Source organism: Qipengyuania marincola (genome assembly GCF_029688625.1).
GTDB lineage: Bacteria > Pseudomonadota > Alphaproteobacteria > Sphingomonadales > Sphingomonadaceae > Qipengyuania.
Window position 1 is genome coordinate 430,391 of sequence record NZ_JARULC010000002.1, and the last position, 20,497, is coordinate 450,887.

General features: G+C 65.8%; 20 protein-coding genes and 1 tRNA gene. 11 read left to right on the forward strand and 10 right to left on the reverse strand.

Annotated elements, in window-relative coordinates:
- Positions 1-38: 38 nt before the first annotated feature.
- The 3 genes from P8Q88_RS07315 to P8Q88_RS07325 all read left to right on the forward strand — a co-directional run bounded on the left by P8Q88_RS07315 (position 39) and on the right by P8Q88_RS07325 (position 4,230).
- Positions 39-1,910 (forward strand): asparagine synthase-related protein, encoded by a 1,872-nt coding sequence (locus P8Q88_RS07315; RefSeq protein WP_278323191.1) that lies wholly within the window; start codon positions 39-41, stop codon positions 1,908-1,910.
- Between the two features lie 31 nt (positions 1,911-1,941).
- Complete coding sequence (locus P8Q88_RS07320) at positions 1,942-3,603, forward strand: ATP-binding cassette domain-containing protein (RefSeq protein WP_278323192.1); 1,662 nt, start codon at positions 1,942-1,944, stop codon at positions 3,601-3,603.
- Between the two features lie 129 nt (positions 3,604-3,732).
- A complete protein-coding gene (locus P8Q88_RS07325; protein ID WP_278323193.1) occupies positions 3,733-4,230 on the forward strand; it encodes a DUF2141 domain-containing protein in 498 nt (165 codons plus the stop codon).
- Here the strand turns inward: P8Q88_RS07325 and P8Q88_RS07330 are convergent.
- From P8Q88_RS07330 to P8Q88_RS07365, 8 genes are all read right to left on the reverse strand, one after another.
- A complete protein-coding gene (locus tag P8Q88_RS07330) occupies positions 4,221-5,117 on the reverse strand; it encodes a hypothetical protein (RefSeq protein WP_278323194.1) in 897 nt (298 codons plus the stop codon). The two genes, P8Q88_RS07325 and P8Q88_RS07330, sit on opposite strands and share 10 nt — an antisense overlap.
- Positions 5,114-6,154, reverse strand: coding sequence for a diacylglycerol/lipid kinase family protein (locus P8Q88_RS07335; protein ID WP_278323195.1), 1,041 nt, complete (start codon positions 6,152-6,154; stop codon positions 5,114-5,116). The genes P8Q88_RS07330 and P8Q88_RS07335 overlap by 4 nt, the downstream gene beginning before the upstream one ends.
- Positions 6,155-6,256: 102 nt before the next feature.
- Complete coding sequence (locus P8Q88_RS07340; protein ID WP_278323196.1) at positions 6,257-6,910, reverse strand: DUF2490 domain-containing protein; 654 nt, start codon at positions 6,908-6,910, stop codon at positions 6,257-6,259.
- Positions 6,911-6,916: 6 nt separating this feature from the next.
- Positions 6,917-7,648: a carbonic anhydrase gene (locus tag P8Q88_RS07345; RefSeq protein WP_278323197.1), complete on the reverse strand. Its 732-nt coding sequence runs from the start codon at positions 7,646-7,648 to the stop codon at positions 6,917-6,919.
- 42 nt (positions 7,649-7,690) lie between these two features.
- Positions 7,691-8,359, reverse strand: coding sequence for an OmpW/AlkL family protein (locus P8Q88_RS07350; RefSeq protein WP_278323198.1), 669 nt, complete (start codon positions 8,357-8,359; stop codon positions 7,691-7,693).
- A complete protein-coding gene (locus P8Q88_RS07355; protein WP_278323199.1) occupies positions 8,356-9,426 on the reverse strand; it encodes a TerC family protein in 1,071 nt (356 codons plus the stop codon). The genes P8Q88_RS07350 and P8Q88_RS07355 overlap by 4 nt, the downstream gene beginning before the upstream one ends.
- Positions 9,419-10,621, reverse strand: coding sequence for a Na+/H+ antiporter NhaA (nhaA, locus tag P8Q88_RS07360; RefSeq protein WP_278323200.1), 1,203 nt, complete (start codon positions 10,619-10,621; stop codon positions 9,419-9,421). The genes P8Q88_RS07355 and nhaA overlap by 8 nt, the downstream gene beginning before the upstream one ends.
- 64 nt (positions 10,622-10,685) lie before the next feature.
- Positions 10,686-10,895 carry an HP1242/YdcH family protein gene (locus P8Q88_RS07365; protein ID WP_278323201.1) on the reverse strand — a complete coding sequence of 70 codons (210 nt, stop codon included), beginning with the start codon at positions 10,893-10,895 and terminating at the stop codon, positions 10,686-10,688.
- Positions 10,896-10,994: 99 nt separating this feature from the next.
- On the opposite strand from P8Q88_RS07365, the gene P8Q88_RS07370 reads away from it, so the two are divergent.
- On the forward strand, positions 10,995-11,909 hold the full coding sequence (locus tag P8Q88_RS07370; protein WP_278323202.1) for a hydrogen peroxide-inducible genes activator: 915 nt from the start codon (positions 10,995-10,997) through the stop codon (positions 11,907-11,909).
- A 15-nt stretch (positions 11,910-11,924) separates the two neighbouring features.
- Here P8Q88_RS07370 and P8Q88_RS07375 read toward each other — a convergent pair whose 3' ends face one another.
- Together P8Q88_RS07375 and P8Q88_RS07380 are read right to left on the reverse strand one after the other, a co-directional pair.
- Positions 11,925-13,715, reverse strand: a complete 1,791-nt coding sequence (locus tag P8Q88_RS07375; protein WP_278323203.1) for an SLC13 family permease — start codon at positions 13,713-13,715, stop codon at positions 11,925-11,927.
- 150 nt (positions 13,716-13,865) lie between these two features.
- Positions 13,866-13,942, reverse strand: a tRNA-Arg gene (locus P8Q88_RS07380).
- A 140-nt stretch (positions 13,943-14,082) separates the two neighbouring features.
- Between P8Q88_RS07380 and P8Q88_RS07385 the strand changes: the two genes are divergently transcribed.
- From P8Q88_RS07385 to P8Q88_RS07415, 7 genes are all read left to right on the forward strand, one after another.
- The gene (locus tag P8Q88_RS07385) at positions 14,083-14,493 is read left to right on the forward strand and encodes a hypothetical protein (RefSeq protein WP_278323204.1); all 411 of its coding nucleotides are present in this window, start codon (positions 14,083-14,085) and stop codon (positions 14,491-14,493) included.
- A gap of 40 nt (positions 14,494-14,533) precedes the next feature.
- Positions 14,534-15,091, forward strand: coding sequence for an MmcB family DNA repair protein (locus P8Q88_RS07390; protein WP_278323205.1), 558 nt, complete (start codon positions 14,534-14,536; stop codon positions 15,089-15,091).
- A 52-nt stretch (positions 15,092-15,143) separates the two neighbouring features.
- Complete coding sequence (locus tag P8Q88_RS07395) at positions 15,144-15,860, forward strand: sterol desaturase family protein (RefSeq protein ID WP_278323206.1); 717 nt, start codon at positions 15,144-15,146, stop codon at positions 15,858-15,860.
- A 20-nt stretch (positions 15,861-15,880) separates the two neighbouring features.
- Entirely contained in the window at positions 15,881-16,309 is a 429-nt protein-coding gene (locus tag P8Q88_RS07400; RefSeq protein WP_278323207.1) for a DUF2141 domain-containing protein, read from the forward strand.
- Positions 16,310-16,385: 76 nt separating this feature from the next.
- Positions 16,386-18,401 (forward strand): PAS domain-containing protein, encoded by a 2,016-nt coding sequence (locus P8Q88_RS15060; protein WP_446532540.1) that lies wholly within the window; start codon positions 16,386-16,388, stop codon positions 18,399-18,401.
- 65 nt (positions 18,402-18,466) lie between these two features.
- A complete protein-coding gene (locus P8Q88_RS07410) occupies positions 18,467-19,570 on the forward strand; it encodes a phosphatase domain-containing protein (RefSeq protein ID WP_278323208.1) in 1,104 nt (367 codons plus the stop codon).
- A gap of 8 nt (positions 19,571-19,578) precedes the next feature.
- Complete coding sequence (locus tag P8Q88_RS07415) at positions 19,579-20,490, forward strand: alpha/beta hydrolase (protein ID WP_278323209.1); 912 nt, start codon at positions 19,579-19,581, stop codon at positions 20,488-20,490.
- Positions 20,491-20,497 lie beyond the last annotated feature (7 nt).

A 20,497-nucleotide genomic window follows, 5' to 3' on the forward strand; every position in this document is an offset into this window, starting at 1 on the left:
CGCCACCTCCGGGAAAATCGCCGATGGGGTGACGGTGCGTGTTCCTGATTTCATCGCCTGAGCGCAACGAGGAGCGCACCAGCGCTGCCCCGGCGTGGTGGCGCGAAACCGATGGCACCCCCTTCCGCTGGTCATCCCATGGCTTTGCCTGCTGGGCTTCGGACAGCTTCGGCAAACGGACAGGCCTGACCCTGTTTTTCGGCCGCATCGACAATCTGCAGGAGTGCCGCGAACTGCTAGCTCTGCCGCCCGACACCGGCCCGGCGGACACTTACGATGCCGCGCTCGAGCGCTGGGGCGACGATACGGAGCAGCGGCTCGTCGGCCATTACTGCGCCGCGACCATTCTGGGCGAAGGCAGGCTACGGCTGGTCCGCTCCCCCTGGACGGCCCCGCCCCTGCATTTCGCGGCCCAACGGGATCGCACGGCGGTTTCGCCAATCCTGAATGCCATCTTCGCGACCGGCTTCGCGCGCGAAATCGATTACGCCCACCTTGCCGACCAGCTTGCCTTCGACCACCACGATCTCGAACCGCGCGGCTGGTTCCGCGGGATCGGCCGGGTCCCGCTGGGATCGCGTATCCGACTGGATGGCGGGCACGTCTCGGTCGACCGCTATTACGATCCGGTCGCCGTGCCGTCGGTCGCGCTCGACGACGAAGCCTGTGTCGCGCGCGCTCGCGAATTGCTTGACGAATCGGCGCGTCATGCGCTGGATCAATACGAACGGCCGGCGGTCATGCTATCCGGCGGGCTCGACAGTCCGATCGTCGCCGATGCGCTGATGCGCGCCATGCCTTCCGATGCAATCCTGCCTAGCTATACGCATGGTCCGGTTGCGGAGTGGGACGGCGTTTCGCCGCCCGGCACCTTCGGTGACGACCGCCCGATCGTCCGCGCATTCGCCCGGCAACATCCGAAATTGCAGCCTCGATTTCCCGATCCCGCTGCGGCAGAGCATGACTATCGCCTGCGCGATTTGATCGACCATACCGCCAGCCCGACCGCGAATGTCGCGAATATCGGTTTCTATCACGCGCTGCTGGAAGCCGCCGCCAGCGACGGGTGCGATGGCATGCTGACCGGTATGCTGGGCAATTTCACCATCAGCCTCGATGGGCGCTGGGCGGCACCGGAATATCTGCGAGCCGGGAAATGGCGCGCCCTATTCGCGCTGCTATCGCGCGAGATCGAGGGCGACGGGCGCAGCGCGCTGCGCCGCCTGCTGGCCGAAGCGGTCCTGCCGCATCTGCCATCGGCCATGCAGGCCAGGATCCGGAATCTGGTCCATGGCAGCGGCAGCGAGGCTATTCCCGCCTATGCCCTCCTGACACGGGCGGCGCGGAACGACTGGCACCGGAGGCGACAGCGCGCCGCCCGGGCCGAGGGGGGCGACCCCACCGCCATCGAGCGCAGCCGGGCGCAGGCAATCCGCGGGATGTGGGCCAGCGCGGACAGCGGGGAGGATCTCGACCTGGGGCTCGAGCGAATGCACCGCATCGGGTTTCGCGACGTCACCGCCTATCGCCCGCTGATCGAATTCTGCCACGGCCTGCCGACCGACCAGTTCGTTCGCCATGGCCAGACCCGCTATCTCGCCCGGCGACTGGCCAAGGGCATCATGCCGGAAAGCCAGCGGCGCGAAACCCGCATGGGACGGCACAGTGCCGATTGGCACGCGCGGCTTGGCGCCCGCCGTGAAGAGCTGCTGGAAACGACAGGGCGCATTGCCGCCCATCCGCAACTGGCGCGGATCGTGGATACGCAGCGCATGGACCACCTCCTTCGGCAATGGCCCGACGCCACTCCCGTGGAGGCTAGCGATGAGTTGCCGCGCGCGATCGGCCTGACCCGCGCGCTGACAGCGGCTATCTTCGTCTCCCATGCCGAACGCAGGAACGACTTTTGACATTCCCGAGGCAAACCTTGCGGGGGCGCGCATGACCGGCGCGATCGCCGCCCTGTCGCGGCTGGTTGGTCGCAAGCGCCTGATCATGCTGGCCGCGGCAACGGCGCTGGCGGCCGCGACCGAGGGGATCGGGCTGGTCCTGCTCGTGCCGCTGGTCGCCTCGCTCGATGGCGGCAGCGTACTGGCGGAACTGCCGGTGACCCTGCCCGACTGGCCGCTCGGCACACTGCTGGCCGCTTTCGTGGCCTTGGTAAGCTTGCGCGCCGTGGCCGATGTCTGGCGCAGCCTGCTCGCCCAGCGTATCGAGATCGCGGCTGTCGACAGCTTGCGCATGCGCGCCGTGAACGCCCTGCTGGGTGCGGAGTGGCGGGCGCTGGCGGCGATGGAGCAAAGCGCCAATCGCGCGCTGATCGTCACTTCGGTCGACCGCGTGGGCGAAGCGGTGCACCATTTTACCGCGATCCTCCGCGCCGGGCTGGTGCTTGGCGCGCTGGCAATCGCCGCACTCGCCCTGTCTGCAAGTGCCGCGCTGGCAGGGGCGGCCGCCTGTCTCGCGGCGCTGTTCGCCCTGCGCAATCTGCGTCGTCAGGCTCGCACGCTGGGGGAGGAGCTGACCCGCCGCTACGAAGCGATCTACGCGCGGATTGAAGCGACCCTGTCGGCGTTACGGCTGGTCAAGAGCTTCGGGCGCGAACGGGCCGAGGCGCGCGAGCTGTCGCAGACCTTCCGGCACATGCGCAAAGCGGAATATGCCTATGTGCGCAGCGCGGCCACCGCACGCGCCCTGCTGCAGGTCGCAGCGGCGGCGATCCTGGCGCTGGCCGTATGGCTGGCGGTGACATGGTGGGCGATCCCGGCGGCAGTCCTGCTGGCCTTCGTCGCACTGGCGGTCCGCGCCGTGCCGCTGCTCGATACGTTCCAGAGCGCAGCGCAAAGCTGGAACCACGCCGCCCCTGCGCTGGCGCAGGCGCAGGCGCTGATCGCAAGGGCGGAGGCGGGCGCGGAATCCCCCGCCTCCGGCGATGCGCCGAGGCTCACCAGCGCCATTGCGCTCGAAGATGCAAGCTATGCCCACGATCCGGCACGACCGGCGCTGGTGCAGGTGTCGCTGTTCATCCCGCAAGGCGCGCTGGCCGTGCTGACCGGGCCATCGGGGGCGGGCAAGAGCACGGTGGCGGACCTGCTGGGCGGACTGGTCTCTCCCGATTCCGGGCAAGTGCTGGTCGACGGGCAACCACTGGTGGACGGGGCGCGGCAGGCGTGGCGCACGCGGGTTGCCTATGTCCAGCAGGAGGCGGTGCTCTTCGCCGGGAGCGTGCGCGACAATCTCCTGTGGGCCGAACCGGAGGCTGACGAGGCCCGCCTGCGCGAGGCGCTGGAGCGGGCGTCGGCGGGGTTCGTCCATGCGCTCCCGGACGGGCTCGACTGCCCACTGGGCGAAGGGGGCCGCGCGCTGTCGGGGGGCGAGCGGCAGCGCATCGCCCTCGCCCGTGCACTGTTGCGCGAGCCCGACCTGCTGATCCTCGACGAGGCGACCAGCGCAGTCGATCCTGCCAGCGAGGCGCAGATTGCGCAGGCCGTCGCCGCGCTGGAGGGGCGCTGCACGGTGCTGATCATCGGACACCGCGGACAGCTGGCACAATCTGCCCCGCTCCAGTTCCATATCGAGCACGGGCGCCTTCGCCGGGCCTGAACGCCAGGCCCTTGAAAAATTCAGCCGTAATTCAGAGCTGGGAGCCTATTCGAACATCATATCGAAACTGCGCCCCGTGCGCATGCAGTCCGCCCGCAAAACCGGGCACGGGACATAACAGGGATTTTCATGACCAATCGTTTCAAGACCTTTTCAGGCCTTTTCGTCACCGCGCTAGTCGCCGGGGCGCTCGTCGCGCCGGCACAGGCGCAATATCGGCAAAAGATCTCCAACAACCCGGCCGCCTGCGCCGCCGGCGCAGGGCCGGCAGTGCGCGTGACAGTGACCGGCATCAAGGAAAGCACGGGCACGATGCGCGTCCAGAGCTATCGTGGCACGGCCCAGGACTGGCTGGAAAAAGGCCGCTGGATCAACCGCATCGAAGCGCCCGCGCGCGCCGGCAGCATGACCTTCTGCATGCCGGTTCCGGCACCCGGCACCTATGGCATCGCAGTGCGCCACGACATCAATGGCAACGGCAAGACCGACATCTTCGCCGATGGCGGGGCCATGTCGAACAACCCCAGCCTCAACATCTTCAATCTCGGCAAGCCGAGCTACAAGAAGGTCGCCTTCCAGGTGGGTACGGGGGTCGAGGCAATCACCATCCAGATGCGCTATCGCTGAGACCGGCGCTTGCGCCATAGCTCCAGCAATGCGCCGGGTGCGGCGAGCAGGGGATAGCGCGCGCGAAACGGCGTGACCTCCAGCGCGATCCCGGTGTGCCGGTGGAGCTTCCACGCAGCATAATCGGCAGCCCCGTCGAATGTCGTGGTCGCCTTGGCCAGCCGCAACAGGTTGAGCGGCTTGCCCATCCGCGCCCGCGCCCGCCACCAGCCAAGCATCGCGGCGCGCTCCGCAGCCGGCATTTGCGGCGCCAGGCGATCTCCATGCCGGGCGAAGTCGATCCCCGCAGCCCTCCAGGCGAGCGGCAGGAGGCCGTCGAAATGGTCCTGGTTGACTGCCAGGATGGAATCTTCGCGCCCGGGCTTCTCCACGCGAAACTCGGCGCGATAGGTCGCCTGGAAAAGCGCGCGCCAGTATTCCTGCGCGGTTCCCTGCTCCGGCCCGAGTGCGGCGGCGAGGCGGGCGGCGGTTTTCGCAGCATCGCCGACTGCGGCGGCAATAGCCTCGCGCGCCTGATGATCGCGCGCCCAGATCAGGGCGCTAGGCTGGACGAAGCGTGCCCAGATCGTCGTATCGCGCGAATGCCCCGCGGCGGCCTCGGCAAAGCGCGCAAGCGACATCGTCGCGATCTTGGCCCGCAAGGTTTCGCCCTCGTATGGCCACTCGCGATAGCTGACCCGGGGCCAGATGCGCTCGCGCTGGGGCCCCGGCCGCAGAACATAGAAATCGAGCACCCCGTCGAGAGAGCCGGTGCGCAGGTTGGACCCGTAGAACAGGACGCCGCACGCATCCGCTTCCTCGCCCAGCATGCGCGCAAACGCCGCCACTTCCGGGCGGACATCGCGTGACAATCCCGCGTCGACCCGCTGCGCCAGCGTATCGGTCACGGCGTGACGAAGGTGAGCGCGGGGCCTTGCGTGACGGTGTAGGTTCCCGCCGGAAAAGCTTCGCCGTCGAGAATGACGGGATCGGCGACGTCCAGCCGGAATCCCTCGCACGCCATCTGGTGATAGCCCGCCGATGCCATCCAGCGTGGGCGCCAGCCGAGCAGGATCGCCGGCAGGGCCGCCATGACGCGCCTGCGCGACTTGTCGAGCACGGCCAGCCGGACCGGCCCTTCCTCCGGCCCGAAGATCTTCAGATCCATTGGCAGGCGATGCAAACTCGTCGCCAACAGGATGTTGCGCCTTGCCGGGTCGCCATGCGCGGATCGCGGGATGGGCACGCCAGACGGATGCGCGGTCAGCGCCATCTGCGTCCCCCGCCGCCACTTGTTGTGCTGGCTGCCGAACAGAGACTGCAGAACGCCCCAGGCACCGGTCGCGCCGACGGCGAGGCTGTTGAAGAACCCCAGCTCATGCGCGTCCTGACCCGCTTCGATCCCGAGCGTGAAGGCGCCTGCACCGAAGATGAAACCGAGCATCGGAAGGCCGGGTGCGCCTTCCGGTGCAACCGACAGCGGGTGGCGCACGATCCGCTTGCCGCCGGAATATGCGGCAATGGCGCCCGGCAGATTCCAGCCAGCAGGCGCGCCAAGATCCACATTGAGCGCATTGGTCTTGCCCTTGGGCAGGATCGCCAGGGCCGGCCAGCGATCGCCGAAGACGCTCTGCCCCATGGTCAGGACATCGCGCACCGTGCCGTCACCGCCATTGATGATGAGATAGTCGATTCCCTGGGCGGCGAAATCGGCGAGCGCACCGGCAATATCCTCACGCGTGCGGGGCTGCGCGACACTGATACCGGGGCGGTCGGTGCAGTCGAGGTCCTGCCCCTTGTTGCGGTGGCTGCGCGGATTGTAGATGACGCCGATGCGCGGCCCCGCACCGCCGCCGCCGGGCGCATCGGCGGCGTCGCCCTGCATGGGCGCATGCGGTGCGGCCTTCCTCGGCAATCGGTCGGAACGGTAGATCGACTGGTTCATGCTCGCTTCGCGCCTTAACCGCGAACGGCATTCCATTCCTAGACAAATCTCGGGTCCGGGGGACACCAGCCGCTCGACCGCGCGCGATGACGCGTCATGCGATCAGAAACTGTACTCCACCCCGATCAGCGGGGCGTGCCCGATTTCATCCGGTCCATCGTCTTCGAAATCCTGTTGCCTGAGATAGGACACGCCGAGCGACAACCTGTCACTTACGGCATATTCGACGCCAACCGTGGTCCGCAGGCCGGTGATTCCGGTGTCGCTGCCCACATTGTTGCCACGCAGGGTCCAGAACAGTTCGGCATCGGCCCCGGCCGACCAGCGCCCGTCATCGGTGAGGTCGAAACCCACGCCAAGGCGCGGCCGCAGCCTCAGCCCCATGCGATCCGCACCATCCACGAACCGCTGTTCCAGCCGCAGGCGCGTCTTGAGGATGCCGTGGCTGGTGGACAGCTGCTGCATCGTGCGCACCTCGTTCGATCCGCCGTCGTTGACGCGGTATTCGACCGCCCCGGCCAACGTCGCATTGTCGGCGACATCCTGTTTCAGCCAGCCGCGGAAGAAATAGGTGTCGACGCGTCCGTCGCTTGCGGAGCGGAACCGTTGCGCGGTTTCCAGCTCGATGGCGGTGTCATCGTCCAGATCGGTGCCGATCGAGGGATTGAGCCAGAGTTCGAAGGCATCGTCGCTCGCCATGGCCGGCGATGCCATGATGGCACCGCCGGCAGCGATCGCTACCGCGATTGCGCGCATTGCCGATTACTCGGGTGCTACGAGAAGGCGACCATTGCGGTCCTGGATCGAGCGCGCGCTCGGCCCCAGTGCCGCGGTCAGCTTGGCGATCTGGTCCGCGCTCGCCTCGACCGGCACATTCGCCACATGCCAGTTCACGCCCTCGCTACAGGGCGGCGTGGTCAGCGAACCCATGTAGCGATAGACCTCGACCGTATCGGGGACCATGTCGTCGATATCGACCGAAAGCGCCGTGCCGTTACCCTGCGAATGCGCATTCAGCAGCGAGGCGAGAGCCGGGTTCGAATCGCCTTCGGTGAAGAAAACACCGAGCACGCCGAGCTCACCGCCGCTGGTTGCATGGACGAAATGCGCGACCATCGGATAGCGCATGCCGTTCACCGCATGCTCGGCCGGGGTATGGAAATGGACCTGGAGGAGGTTGAACGCCTTGGTGCCGCTCATCATGCCCTTGTTCTGGCCCGGGGCGAAGTCGATCTGGACCTTCTCCTCGCCCAGCGCCAGCGTGCCGCGAGCCTGGCCGAAATTGGTGGTCAAATTGACCGTGCCGATCACGTCCGGATTGGTCAGGTCGATCGGGGACTGCATCTTGCCGATGTCGCAGGCGGCATATTCGGCATTGATGGCGCCCCAGCGTTCGGGAGTCTCCCCATCGCCGAAGTTCCAGTCCTTGTTCTGTGCGAAGGCAGCCGTCGAAAGGCCGAGGGCGAGCGTGGTTGCGAGTGCGATTTTCTTCATGACGAACGTTCCTTTGGATTAGTGGGGCCTGATCAGGCCCGATCAGAAGCGAAGCGAGAGGCCGGCGCTGACGACCCAGGGGTCGAGATCGTGCTCGGTCTGCAGGGCGACGGTATCGCCGGCCGAGAAGGTCGCGGTGGTGCCGACGAAATAGCGCTTGGCATCCAGCGAGAGGCCGAGCCCGCGATCGTTGAGCGGGACATCGACGCCGGCCTGCAGGACGAAACCGAACTCGTCCGACAGGTCGACATCGGTGGCGCCCAGAGCGGCAGCATCGGCACCGACATCTTCGCTAAAGATGAGGAAATATGTCGGACCGGCGCCGATATAGGGCTTGATGCCGCCGCCCAGCTGGAAGTGGTACTTGGCGGTGATCGTCGCGGGCAGAATGATCGCGTCGTCGATCAATTCCGCCCCGGCCAGCGCGCCGGCGCCGCGCACGTCATGCGGCGTCACGCAGCAGATCGTCTCGAGCGAAAAATTGGGCGACACGAAATATTCGACTGCCACGGTCGGAACGTAGGCATTGGTTGCGCGGGTCTGCGATCCGACGGGCAATCCGATCAGGTCGGTTTCGACCTCGGTGATCTCGCCATCGGGCAGGACGCCAGTGATGAAGCCCTTGATCTGAACGTCTCCGGCATCCTGCGCCATGGCAGGCGATGCCAGGCCGACGCCGAGAGCGGCGGCAAGCACAGCGATTTTCTTCATTTCGAAAACTCCTTGGGTCTCCCGTCCACAAGGTTTTCCAATCCCTCCCGCCGGTCGGCGGCGGGGTGTCGAGGTTCGGCGGGCCAGTCGGCCTCTTCCTCGCCGCGGGTCTTCCACAGCGAGTAGAGGACACCGGCGGCGATCAGCGCCGCGGTCGTGCCCAGGCTGATCCAGGCCGGAAACTTGGCGCCGTCGAGGACGAAATCGGCGACGAAGATCTTGCTGCCGATGAAGACGAGTACGGCGGCCAGCGCGTATTTCAGATAGTGGAACCGATGCACCATCGCGGCGAGGGCGAAGTACAGCGCGCGCAGGCCGAGGATGGCGAAGATGTTCGAGGTATAGACGATGAAGGTGTCGGTCGTGATCGCGAAGATCGCCGGCACGCTGTCCACCGCGAAAACGAGGTCGGCGAGGTTGATGACCACCAGCGCCAGGAACAGCGGTGTGGCGGCCCGGACCATGCGGCCGGTCTTCTCGTCCGGCACCTTCACGAAGAAACGCTGCGCGTGGAGTTCCTTGGTCACCCGCATGTGGCGGCTGATCCACAGCACGACCGGGTTCTTGCCCACGTCCATCGGCTCGTCACCGGCGAAGAACATCTTGATTCCGGTGAACACCAGGAAGGCCGCGAAGAGGTAGAGCACCCAATAGGCTTCAGCCAGCAGCGCCGCACCGCCTGCAATCATCAGGCCACGCAGTACGATGACGGCCATGATGCCCCACAGGAGCGCGCGATACTGATATTTCGGCGGGATCGCGAAATAGGTGAAGATGAGGCTGATCACGAAGACATTGTCGATCGACAGCGCCTTTTCGATGAAGAAGCCGGTGAAATATTCCATGCCCGACTGCTCGCCGCGCTCGAACCAGACCCACACGCCGAACAGCAGCGCGACGCCGATGTAGAAGACGCTGAGCTTCAGGCTCTCCGCGATGCCAAGCTCGCGGTCCTCCTTGTGGAGCACCCCGAGGTCGAAGGCGGTCAGGACGATGACGATGGTCAGGAAGGCGGCCCACAACCAGATCGGGGTGCCCAGCCAGTCGACCAGCAGGAATTCAGGCATCGGTCATTGCCTTGCGCAGGGGAGCGGTAGCGGGGCGGGCATTGGCCAGCACCGTCATTCCGATGGTTGCGGAAATAAGCGATCCGGTCAGGACGCCCATCTTGACGGCATCGACCTGGGCCGGGTCGACGAAAGCCAGACCGCCGATGAACAGGCTCATGGTAAATCCGATCCCGGCGAGGCAGGAAAGGCCGTAGACGTGACGCCAGGTCACCTCGGGCGGCATGGTCGCAAGCCCGCTCTTCGCCGCGATCCAGCAGGCCCCGAAGATACCTACCTGCTTGCCGACCACGAGCCCCGCGGCGATCCCAAGCGAAAGCGGGGCGAACAGCGCTTCGAGCCCCGCGCCCACAAAGGACACACCGGCATTCGCAAAAGCGAAGATCGGCAGGATCAGGAACGCAACCCAAGGGTGAAGCGCATGTTCGAGCCGCTCCAGCGGTCGCTCTTCGCCCACGGCAATCGGTACGAACATCGCGGTCGCCACGCCTGCCAGAGTCGCATGCACGCCGGATTTGAGCACGCAGATCCACAGGAACGCGCCGAGCAGGAAATAGGGAATGGTGCGCGCGACACCGGCGCGGTTGAGCAGGAGCATTCCCGCCGCCGGAACCAGGGCCAGCGCAAGGGCGCCGAGGTTCATGTTCTCGGTATAGAACAGCGCGATGATTGCGATGGCGCCGATATCGTCGATGATCGCGACAGCGAGCAGCAATGCCTTGAGCGCCACGGGCACGCGGCTGCCGAGCAAGGCAAGCAGCCCGAGCGCAAAGGCGATGTCGGTCGCAGCCGGTATGGCCCAGCCGCGAATATTTTCCGGCGAACCGAGATTGATGGCGACGAAAACCAGCGCGGGCACCACCATGCCGCCGATCGCGGCATAGACCGGCAGCGACGCCTGCTTCCACGACCGCAGCTGCCCGGTCACGATCTCGCGTTTGACCTCGAGGCCGATCAGGAAGAAGAAGAGCGCCATCAGCCCGTCGTTGATCCACAGCAGCAACGGCTTTTCGATCGCGACGAGATCGCCCGCGGTGAAATGAACCGGGGTGGCCAGGAAGCTGCGGTACTCGGGCAGCAACGCCGAATTCGCGACGAAAAGCGCTATGGCTGCCGCGATGATCAGCATGATGCCGCCAGCGCTTTCGCTGGCGATGAATGCGCGCAGGCGCTCGGTGGGGGATGGCTGGTTCATGGGAAAATGGGCGGCGATCCGGGAGGAGTTTGGGGAGGGTCGCTCCGGACCGCCGCCTGTCTGGTCAACCGGCTATGCCGCGACCGTAATAGTGGCGTCGCAGTGCGACGATCTTGTCTTTCAGGCGAAGCCGCAGGCGCTTCAGCGATTTGACCTCGTCCCGCGAGCCGATGGATTTCGACGTGTCGATCAGCCGATTGAGCGCACGGTGCTCGCGCACCAGCTTCTGCAAATACGGGATCATGATCTTTTCATCGGGCGATTTGCCGGACATCGGATTCTCCATCATTCGATGAACCCCATGTGCGGTGCAGGTGCCCGATAATCCAATTCGAAAACTTGCATCGTCGCGATAAGTTATTCTAATGGCGATATGCCGACCCTGCGCCAGATCGAAATCGTCATGCGCCTCGCGGAAACGGGCAATATGGGCGAAGCGGCCCTGTCGCTGGGATTGACCCAGCCGGCGCTGAGCCAGCAGCTCAAGACTCTCGAGGACCGGCTCGGCCTCAAGCTCTTCGAACGCGTTCCCAAGGGCATGCAGCCGACCCCGCACGGCCGCGAGCTGCTGGGCAAGGCCAAGGCCGTCGTCTCGTCCATGCGCGATTTGCGCGATGCGGCGGACCGGCTGGCCGCACGCCCCGCGGGATCGATCCGGTTCGGGGTGACGCCGACGCTCGGCCCCTATCTGATGCCGCGGGTGATCAAGCTGGTCCACGAACGCTATCCCGACCTGCGCCTGTTCATTCGCGAAGGCATCCCGAGCCTGCAACAGGCAGAACTCGCGGCGGGCGAGCTCGACATGGTCCTCTCGCCCCTGCCGATCGCCGGCAAGAACTTGCATATCGAACCGCTCTTTCGCGAACGCTTGCGCATCGTCGCCCCGCCCGACGATCCCTTGGTGGGAAGGGGGGCTTTGACTCCGGACGACTTCCGCGGGCGCACCTTCCTGACGCTCGATCATCGCCATCACTATCATCGCCAATTGACCGAAATCTGCGAACGGCTCGGCGCGAGCTTCCTGGCCGATTACGAAGGCACAAGCCTCGATGCGGTGCAGCAGATGGTGGGATCGGGCGTCGGGCTGGCCCTGCTTCCCGAACTCTACATCCTGTCCGAAGCCGGGGGCCTCGACGTCGTCAAGATCGTCGAGCCGGAGGGGTGGTCGGAACACCGCAGCATCGCGGCGGCGTGGCGGGCGAGCGCCGCCTTTGCCGACCTTTACGCCGATGTCGCGAGCATCGTGGCGACGGTCGGGAGAAACCGGACAGAGCCTGGCGACGCGTGACGCGCGAAGCGCTGCTTACTGCCAGATCATCTGTTGAATGGCCGCGCAGGTCGCCAGCCCGACGACAACATTCATCGGCGCGCCGATCTTCAGGAAATCCACGAACCGGTAACTTCCGGCAGCATAGACGATCGTGTTGGTCTGGTATCCCACAGGGGTCGCGAAACTTGCCGAGGCGGCAAACATCACGGCGAAAAGCAGTGGCCGCGGATCGATCCCCAGATCGCTCGCCAGCGTCAGGACGATCGGCGTCATGATCACGGCCACGGCATTGTTGGTGACAGCCTCGGTGAGCACGGAGGTCAGCAGGTAGATCGCGAGCAACAGGGCGAAGGGCGAAAGATCGACCAGCAGCGGAAGGGCGGCATCCACGATGAGGTCGACTGTCCCGGCCCCTTCCAGCCCGACACCCACTGCCAGCATTCCGAAGATCAGGACGATGACATTGCCGTCGATGCTGCGCCAGGCCTCTTCCGGGTCGATGCAGCGCGTCAGCAGCACGACCGCGACTCCGGTGATCGCCAGCAGCTCGATCGTCCACACCTCGATCGCGGCCAGGAAAATGATGCCGAGCATGGTCAGCACGGCAATCGGCGCCCTGACGCGGCGGAAGGGCCGGGTTTCGGGGGTCGAGATGTTGATCAGGTTCACATTGCTCTCGATCGCGGCAATGCATGCCGGTCCGCCCTCGATAAGCAGGTGATCGGCGGCGCGCAGGCGCGCGTCGCCCAGGGTCGGGCCAGGCAGGTGACGCGAGCGGGACATGCCGAGGATCCGCGCGCCGGTCTTGGCGAGGAACGGGACTTCCGAGAGGCGGCGGCCCAGTGTGGGGTGGCTGGGCGAAATCGACGCTTCGACGATCCGCACCTCCTCCTGATCGGGGTACCCCCGCATCGAAAGGCCAAGGCTCGCCCCGCGGTTCTGGGCCAGCGAAAGAAGCTCGGTCTGGCTGGCGGCGATCAACATCAGATCGCCTTCGGTTACCGTCTCCTCACCCAGTCCGGTGCGCATGACGACGCCGGAGCGCTCTATGCCGACAAGGCGGACGCCGGACCGGGAAAATTCGGACATCCCGCCATATTTTCCCCCGAGCGCCGGGTCGCCCGGCGCGATCCTCACCTGGGTGAGATAGCGCTGTTCAAGTGCGCGACTTCCATCCTTCGACGGCGCCTCGTCACGGTCCGGCAGCAGGAACCGGCCTGTCAGCATCAGGAAGGCTATGCCCGTAGCTGCGGCGATCAGCCCGACGCCCGTCAGCTCGAATATTCCGAAAGCGGGCTCGCCCGCGCGCTGTGCGACGCCATCGACAAGCAGGTTGGTGGAGGTCCCGATCAGAGTCAGTGTGCCGCCGAGAATCGACAGGTAGGAGAGCGGGATCAGCAACCTGCTGGAGGTCGAGCCGGCCAGCTTGGCGATCTTCTGGATGACCGGCACAAGGATGATGACCACCGGCGTGTTGTTGACCAGCGACGAGGCGAAGAACGTGCCGCCGAGCAATTCGGCGATGGAGCGACGCGGTCGCTTCTCGGTGCGTCGCTCCGCAATGCTGGCCAGCGCCTCCACCACGCCGGTGCGGATGAGGGCGCCCGAGAGGATGAACATGGCCGCAATGGTGATGGGGGCGGGATTGGCAAAGACCTGCTCCATCTCGCTTCGCGGCAGATAGCCGAGCACGAGCATGACGGCCGCGCCGCCCACCGCGACGGTGACCGGCGCAAACCGCTCGGTCGCGAACAATGCGAACAGCCCGATCAGGATCGCGAGGCCGATCCAGGGTGCATAATCGGTCAGCAATTGCTCGATCATCATGCGGCCCTAATCAAATCGCGAGTGGGCCGCCATCACATTGTGCTGGCGCGCCGCCGCAGTGGCGCCATGCCAGTAAGGCTGACACGCGCAACCTTTCTCGAGATTGAAGGAGCTGGCTTGGACAGCGCGTCGAATGGCGAAAAAAGCTGGCGCACCCGACAGGATTCGAACCTGTGACCTCTGCCTTCGGAGGGCAGCGCTCTATCCAGCTGAGCTACGGGTGCTTGCGGGCTGCTTGCGCGGCCGCTGGCCGAGCGGGGCGCTTAGCAAAGGGTGCGGGCGCTCGCCAGCATAAACTGCGCGACGACCGCGAAGGTGCGTGCGTTAGCCTTTTGGCAAGGCGGCGCGCTTACCGATGGCGGATATGAGTGCACCAGTCCCCGTCTTCGATCTCGCCCAGGCGACCATGCTGCCACCCGCATCGCCGGCGCGCCACAGTCGACCGACGGTCGAGGAACTCGCCAATCGGTGGGACGCGGTGCACGAGGCGGCAACGGCGGTTGCTGGCCTCGCACAGCTGGGGCGTGAGGAATCGAGCGCGGAAATCGCCTCCCTGCCGATCCGCGCGGCGCAGCAGGAAGATCGTGCCTACGAGCTGGTCGCCAACGGTATAGACGATCTTGCGGCAGTCATGCAGCCGGGTCTGCGCGCGCTCCTTTCGCTGACGGCGAGCGGCAAGGATACCACGGCAGCGGCCATGACCCTGTGGCGCGAATTCCACGTGGCACGCGCCGCGATCCTGGCGCTGGTATTAGACGAGCACGACGCCCGATAGCGTCGGCCATTCCCCCCTGCGGCTTGACTGGGTTCGCTGTATGTTCCAATTCACGGACATGACGAATCCGGCTCTTGCTCCATCCGATCTCGCCCAATCCCACACGGCCCAGTCCGACGCGGCCCCCGATACGGCTCAATCCGACACCGCCGCAGCCGTCGCACGCGGGATCGCCCGCCTGTTCGCGCGCAACGACATCTGGTGCCTTGCGGAAATGCCGCTTCGCAACGGGCGCCGAGCCGACCTGATGGGCGTGGATGCGAAGGGGCGCGTGATCATCGTGGAGATCAAGGTGCAGCGGGGCGACCTGCTGGGCGACGGCAAATGGCCCGACTATCTCGACTTCTGCGACCGGTTCTACTGGGGCGTGCCGCCGAGTCTCGACCGGGCGCCGTTCGAAGGGCAGGATTACCGCCCCGATTGCTGCGGAATCATCGTCGCGGATGGTTATGACGGGGAAATCCTGCGTCCCGCGCCCCTCCACCCGCTGGCCGCCGCGCGCCGCAAGGCCGAGGTCGAGCGACTGGCGCGCGCAGCGATGCGGCGCATGACCGTGGCCGCCGATCAACACTGCGCCCCCTGGGGCCTCGGCAATTGACATCTACGCTTGCCCGATGGCGACGGCGTAGGCCATAGACCGTTGCGGCATTATGTGGACCGGCATCCTTCTTTCCGCGCTGGCGATGACCGGGATCGTCGCCTTGCGCTATCTGGCCAGCAGCGGCTTCTTCGCCTTACTGACGAGCCGGGTGCGTCCGGGGCATCACGGCCGTCTGGGCCCACAGATCCGGCGCGAGATCGGATGGTCGATGGTGTCCGCGGCGATCTACGGTATTCCCGCGGGTCTTGTCGCCTGGGCCTGGCAGGAGCTGGGGTGGACACGGATCTACACCGGCTGGAGCGACTATCCGCTGTGGTACCTGCCGCTGGCGCCGCTGCTCTACCTATTTGCGCATGATACGTGGTTCTACTGGACCCACCGCTGGATGCACCGGCCGCGCGTCTTCCGGGTCGCGCATGCCGTCCATCATGCCAGCCGGCCGCCCACCGCTTGGGCGGCGATGAGCTTCCATCCGTGGGAGGCGCTGACCGGCGCGATCGTGATCCCCCTGCTCGTGTTCCTCGTCCCGATCCATGTCGCCATGCTGGGCGTGGTTCTGGCTGTGATGACGGTGATGGGCGTCACCAACCACATGGGATGGGAGATGTTTCCGCGCCGCCTGGTTCACTCTCGGTTAGGCGGATGGCTGATAACGGCCAGCCACCATCAACGCCATCACGAAGACTATCTATGCAACTACGGCCTCTATTTTCGCTTCTGGGATCGCCTGTGCGGAACCGATCGCGGTCTGAGCGCGCGCATCTGACGAAGGCGCTGGCCGCAGTGGTGGCCGTTCCCGCGTGGTTCGCGCTGGCCGGCACCTCCCCGGCGGTGGAACAGGCCAAAGTCACGGTGACGGTGACCGACCTGCGCAATGCCAATGGCATCGTGCGCGCCTGCATGACGCGCGACGAAACGAAATTTCCCAAATGCCGCGGCGTAGCGGGCGCCTATGCTGCCACGGCCGAGGCCCATGCGGGCAGCGTCACCTTCACCTTCACCGGCGTGAAGCCTGGCAAATATGCCATTGCGCTGCTGCATGACGAGAATGGCAACGGCAAGGCGGATCGCGCGCTGGGCATGATGCCCAAGGAAGGCTTCGGCTTTTCGCGCGACGCGAAGGTGCAGATGGGGCCGCCATCCTTTTCGGACGCCGTCTTCCCCGTCGGTGCTGCCGATCAGAAATTGACCATCCGGATGCGCTATCTGCTTTAGACGCTGACAAGACCCTGCTGGCGCAAAGGGTTGGCAAACGTGTTTAACCATATGTTTACCACGCGCGCCCATATCGATGCACGAACGAGCACAATTCTCGGGGGCATCGGAATTCATGGACAGGCTGGGCGGCTATTTCGGCGCGCATGAAGCGGAAGACCCGATCGACGATTACGTCGACGAGGACGATACCGACATGGATGCGCCGCCGTCGCCGGTCGGCCAGGACGAGCGCCGCATGCAGGTGCGCGCCTATAATCACTGGGCCAGCCTGCTCGGCGAGCGCAATTATCCCGACGTCACCGATCTCGAGCCCGACAGTCTCGACGATTTCGGGCCCTATTCCGTGCTGTTGGACTTCAGCGACGGCATCGATGACCCGGTCGTCCAGTATGTCGGTGCGGAATTGTCCGAGGAATGCGGGCACGACGAACTGATCGTGCGGCTGTCCGACGTGCCGTCTCGCTCGGTCCTGAGTCGAATTACCGACCACTACATGCAGATCCTCGCCAATCAGGCGCCGATCGGTTTCGAAGCGGAGTTCATGAACGAGCGCGGCGTGACCGTGCTCTATCGCGGCATCCTGCTGCCCTATTCGAGCGACAATGAGACGATCGATTTCATCTATGGTGTGATCAATTGGAAAGAGATGGCCGACGCCGCGACCGCGGATGAATTGCTGCGCGAGATCGGCCAGTCGCTCGGCGATTACGACGAGGTGGACGAAGAAGCGGACGGCGTTGAAGCCGCCCTGGAAACCGCCGAAACCCTCACCGCTGGCGATGATGACGACCAGGCACAGCATGGCGACATCCTCGATCTCTCGAATGCCGAGATGGTCGCAGCGGATGACGACGGCGGAATGCCGATGCCGAGCTTCGGCGTGGAAGCGCCGATGTCGGACGACGTCGCGAACGAGGCCGGGACAGAAGCCGTGGCCCGTGCGCCGCGCGGCGTCGACGCACTCGGCAATCCGATCGGAGCGCATCCGGGGCAGGACGAGCCCGACTATGGCGACCCCGATTCCTATGACGACTACGACAGCGGCATTCGCACCGCTGCCGATTACGGCCTTCCCGATTTCGACGAGGAGCCCGAAACCGACGATGTCGACGATCTGGTCGATCCGCTGGAAGACGAGGAAGCCTCGAGCAGCCTGATCTCGCTGGTGAGCCGCGGCGAACGGACCAAGAAGGCCGTCGATCTTTCGCTGGCCGACCCGACGCCGAGCATTGCCGACGACGAGCCGACGATTACCTTCCCGATGCCCGAAGCCTATTCGCCTCCGCCCGCAGAGGACGAAGAGGAGGTCGAGCCTGCCTTCGACCTTCACGAGCTGGCCCCGGTTCAACCGACGGATATCGACGAAAGCGATCCGGTGGTCGCCGAAAGCGCGGAAGCCCGCGAGGAAGTCGCGCCTGAGAACGCGCCCGACACCGTCGACGAACCGCTGCCCGCCATTGTGGTCGACCCGCAGGACGCGCCCGAAGGGCTCTACGATTGCCTGGCCGCCGCGCGCGAGCAGGCACAGGCCGCGCAGAACACCGAGGATCGCAGCCGCAAGGCGCTCTATGCTGCGGTCGCGCTCGCCTATGACTTCAGCCTCGAGACGCAGGACGATCCGGCAGGCTTTGACGAATTGCTGCAGGACAATGGCCTGACCGTTCAGGACCGCGCGCCGATGACGCCGGTGGTCAAGCTGGTCTTCGGCGCGGATTATGACAAGACGCGCCTGACCGAATACGCCGCCGTACTGTCGCATGCCCACCGGCTGAAGGTCGAACGCGGCGCGCTCGCCAGCTTCCTGCATGCAGCCGAAGGCGGGCTGAAGGGCGTCGTCCAGGCCGAGCGCCGGGCGCGCAAGGAAGAACAGGGCAAGGCGGTCGAAGACCACAATTCGGTCAAGCCCGCGCTGGCGAAGAAGCTGCGCGAACTCGCGCCGCTATCGCTCGAGGACCTTGCGGGCGACGGTCCGGAATTCGCCCTCGTCATGGTGCGGCGCACGCCCACGGGCCAAGTCGTCGTCCTGGGTGAATTGCCCGAGGATGTTCCGGCACTCGAACGCTCGGCGCGCAAGCTGCTCGACTCTTAAGTCCGCGCTGCCCGACCAAGTTTCCGGTTGCCGAGCAGGCGCCGGTTTCGCTAGCCAGCGCGGCCATGCCCTTCCTTCCCACGGCACCCGTCCGTATCCAGCCCTATTTCGGCTACCGCAACGAACAGCGGCTCCACATCACAGCGCGGGCGCTGCGGTCGCGCAGCGGCGGGTTCGAGAAACGGGGCAAGTGGCGCGCAGCGCGCACGATGCTGTCCCAGTTCGCCAGCCACGAGGAGGCCGATCTTCCGGTCGAGCTCGAAATCGTCAGCCCCGACGGCAAGGCCTCGCGTCACCAGGCCCTCACCGACAAGGAAGGCTTCGCGCGCTTCGACATACGCCTCGATGGCGATTGGCCGCTGGCGGCGAAGCCCGAATGGGAAACGGTCGTCTTCCACTGGCGCAATGGCGAAGGCGAGCATTGCCTCGATGGCCACGTTCTTGCACCCGGCAGCGGCGCCGCGCTGGGCGTGATCTCCGATATCGACGATACCATCATCGAAACCGGCATCACCGGCGATTTTCGCGCCGTCCTTCGCAATTGGCGGCGCGTCCTGTTGCAGATGCCGGAAGAGCGCATCCTCGTGCCCGGCGCCGATGTCTTTTACAGCGCGCTGGGCGGAGGCGACGTTCTGCCCGAAGGCGCGGGCCATGCCGGCGAACACCGCCCGGCGAGCGAACGTCCTTTCTTCTACGTCTCCTCCAGCCCGTGGAACCTGTTTAGCTATCTCGTCACCTATATCGAGGGGCGCGGCCTCCCGCTCGGGCCGATCATGCTGCGCGACTGGGGCCTCAATCGCGAAACCTTCGGCTCCGGCAGCCACGGCGCGCACAAACGCGCGGCGATCGAGGGCATCCTCGCGACCTATCCGGAGCTGAAATTCGCGCTGATCGGCGATGACGGCCAGGGCGACCTCACCGCATTCGGCGATATTGCCGTCGCCAATCCGGACCGGGTGCGCGCGATCTTCATCCGCAAGGTGGGCGAGGCGATGAGCCCGGAAGAACACGCCGCCAAGGCCGCCATCGAAGCGGCGAAGATTCCACTCTGGCTGGGCGACAGCTACAAGACAGGCCACGATTTCCTCGCTTCGATCGGCCTGCTGGCCGACGAGGAAACGCGCGCCATCGTCGATACGGTCGAGAAAACCGACCCGAGAAAGGCATGAGGCGGACGATGAAGGTTCTCGGCATACTGGCGCTCGTTGCGCTCGTCGCAGGCGGCGCGCTGTGGCTGGCGATCCGGTCCAACGGGCCCGCGGTTCTCGATACCGTCGATCGCATCGCCGGTCCGTCGCGCGGCGTTGAGCTTGTTCGCGTCGCGCGCTATGGCGAGCACCCGGAACAGAAGCTGCGTGTCTATCGCGATCCGGCGGCACGCGGGCCGCAGCCGGTGCTGATCTTCTATCACGGCGGGGCCTGGGCGCATGGCGACCCGGACGATTACGGCTTCGTCGCGCGCAATCTGGTGCCCGAAGGCTATGTCGTCGTGCTGGGCGGCTACCGGATGAACGGGCCCGGCCGCTATCCCGCCATGCTGCAGGACACCGCCGCCGTCGCCGGCTGGGTGCACGACGACATCGCTCGCCACGGGGGCGATCCGTCGCGCATGGTGCTTTCGGGCCATTCCGCCGGGGCCTATAATGCCGTCCAGGTCGCGCTGGAGCGGCGCTGGCTGGAAGAGGCCGGAGTGCCTGGCGAGGCGATCCGCGGGGTCGTTGGCCTTGCCGGTCCGTACGATTTCTACCCCTTCGACACCGATCGCAGCCGCGCCGCTTTCGCCAGTGTCGGCGCCGGGCCGGAAAGCCAACCGGTAAACCAGGCCCGGGCCGGCGCGCCGCCCATACTGCTGGTCCATGGCGAGGAAGATACGGTGGTAAAGCCGCGCAACACCCGCGCACTCGAGGCTGCGCTCGAAGCCAGCGGCGCGCGCGTCGAATCGCTTTATCTGCCGGGCAAGTCACACAACGATCCGCTGCTGGCGCTGGCCAATCCCTGGCGCCGGAATCCGCAGGTGTTCGACAGGGTCGCGCAATTCCTCCGTTCCACCGCGCCGGTTTCAGTTCCCGTTCAGGCCAAACTGCCTTAGCGTTGCG

What these genes read in the sequence shown, in the direction of transcription:
- P8Q88_RS07320 (WP_278323192.1), top strand. Translation starts at nt 1,942, where the DNA reads ATGACCGGCGCGATCGCCGCCCTGTCGCGGCTGGTTGGTCGCAAGCGC.
- P8Q88_RS07325 (WP_278323193.1), top strand. Translation starts at nt 3,733, where the DNA reads ATGACCAATCGTTTCAAGACCTTTTCAGGCCTTTTCGTCACCGCGCTA.
- P8Q88_RS07335 (WP_278323195.1), bottom strand. Translation starts at nt 6,154, where the DNA reads ATGAACCAGTCGATCTACCGTTCCGACCGATTGCCGAGGAAGGCCGCA.
- P8Q88_RS07340 (WP_278323196.1), bottom strand. Translation starts at nt 6,910, where the DNA reads ATGCGCGCAATCGCGGTAGCGATCGCTGCCGGCGGTGCCATCATGGCA.
- P8Q88_RS07345 (WP_278323197.1), bottom strand. Translation starts at nt 7,648, where the DNA reads ATGAAGAAAATCGCACTCGCAACCACGCTCGCCCTCGGCCTTTCGACG.
- P8Q88_RS07350 (WP_278323198.1), bottom strand. Translation starts at nt 8,359, where the DNA reads ATGAAGAAAATCGCTGTGCTTGCCGCCGCTCTCGGCGTCGGCCTGGCA.
- P8Q88_RS07355 (WP_278323199.1), bottom strand. Translation starts at nt 9,426, where the DNA reads ATGCCTGAATTCCTGCTGGTCGACTGGCTGGGCACCCCGATCTGGTTG.
- nhaA (WP_278323200.1), bottom strand. Translation starts at nt 10,621, where the DNA reads ATGAACCAGCCATCCCCCACCGAGCGCCTGCGCGCATTCATCGCCAGC.
- P8Q88_RS07365 (WP_278323201.1), bottom strand. Translation starts at nt 10,895, where the DNA reads ATGTCCGGCAAATCGCCCGATGAAAAGATCATGATCCCGTATTTGCAG.
- P8Q88_RS07370 (WP_278323202.1), top strand. Translation starts at nt 10,995, where the DNA reads ATGCCGACCCTGCGCCAGATCGAAATCGTCATGCGCCTCGCGGAAACG.
- P8Q88_RS07375 (WP_278323203.1), bottom strand. Translation starts at nt 13,715, where the DNA reads ATGATCGAGCAATTGCTGACCGATTATGCACCCTGGATCGGCCTCGCG.
- P8Q88_RS07385 (WP_278323204.1), top strand. Translation starts at nt 14,083, where the DNA reads ATGAGTGCACCAGTCCCCGTCTTCGATCTCGCCCAGGCGACCATGCTG.
- P8Q88_RS07390 (WP_278323205.1), top strand. Translation starts at nt 14,534, where the DNA reads ATGTTCCAATTCACGGACATGACGAATCCGGCTCTTGCTCCATCCGAT.
- P8Q88_RS07395 (WP_278323206.1), top strand. Translation starts at nt 15,144, where the DNA reads ATGTGGACCGGCATCCTTCTTTCCGCGCTGGCGATGACCGGGATCGTC.
- P8Q88_RS15060 (WP_446532540.1), top strand. Translation starts at nt 16,386, where the DNA reads ATGCACGAACGAGCACAATTCTCGGGGGCATCGGAATTCATGGACAGG.
- P8Q88_RS07410 (WP_278323208.1), top strand. Translation starts at nt 18,467, where the DNA reads ATGCCCTTCCTTCCCACGGCACCCGTCCGTATCCAGCCCTATTTCGGC.
- P8Q88_RS07415 (WP_278323209.1), top strand. Translation starts at nt 19,579, where the DNA reads ATGAAGGTTCTCGGCATACTGGCGCTCGTTGCGCTCGTCGCAGGCGGC.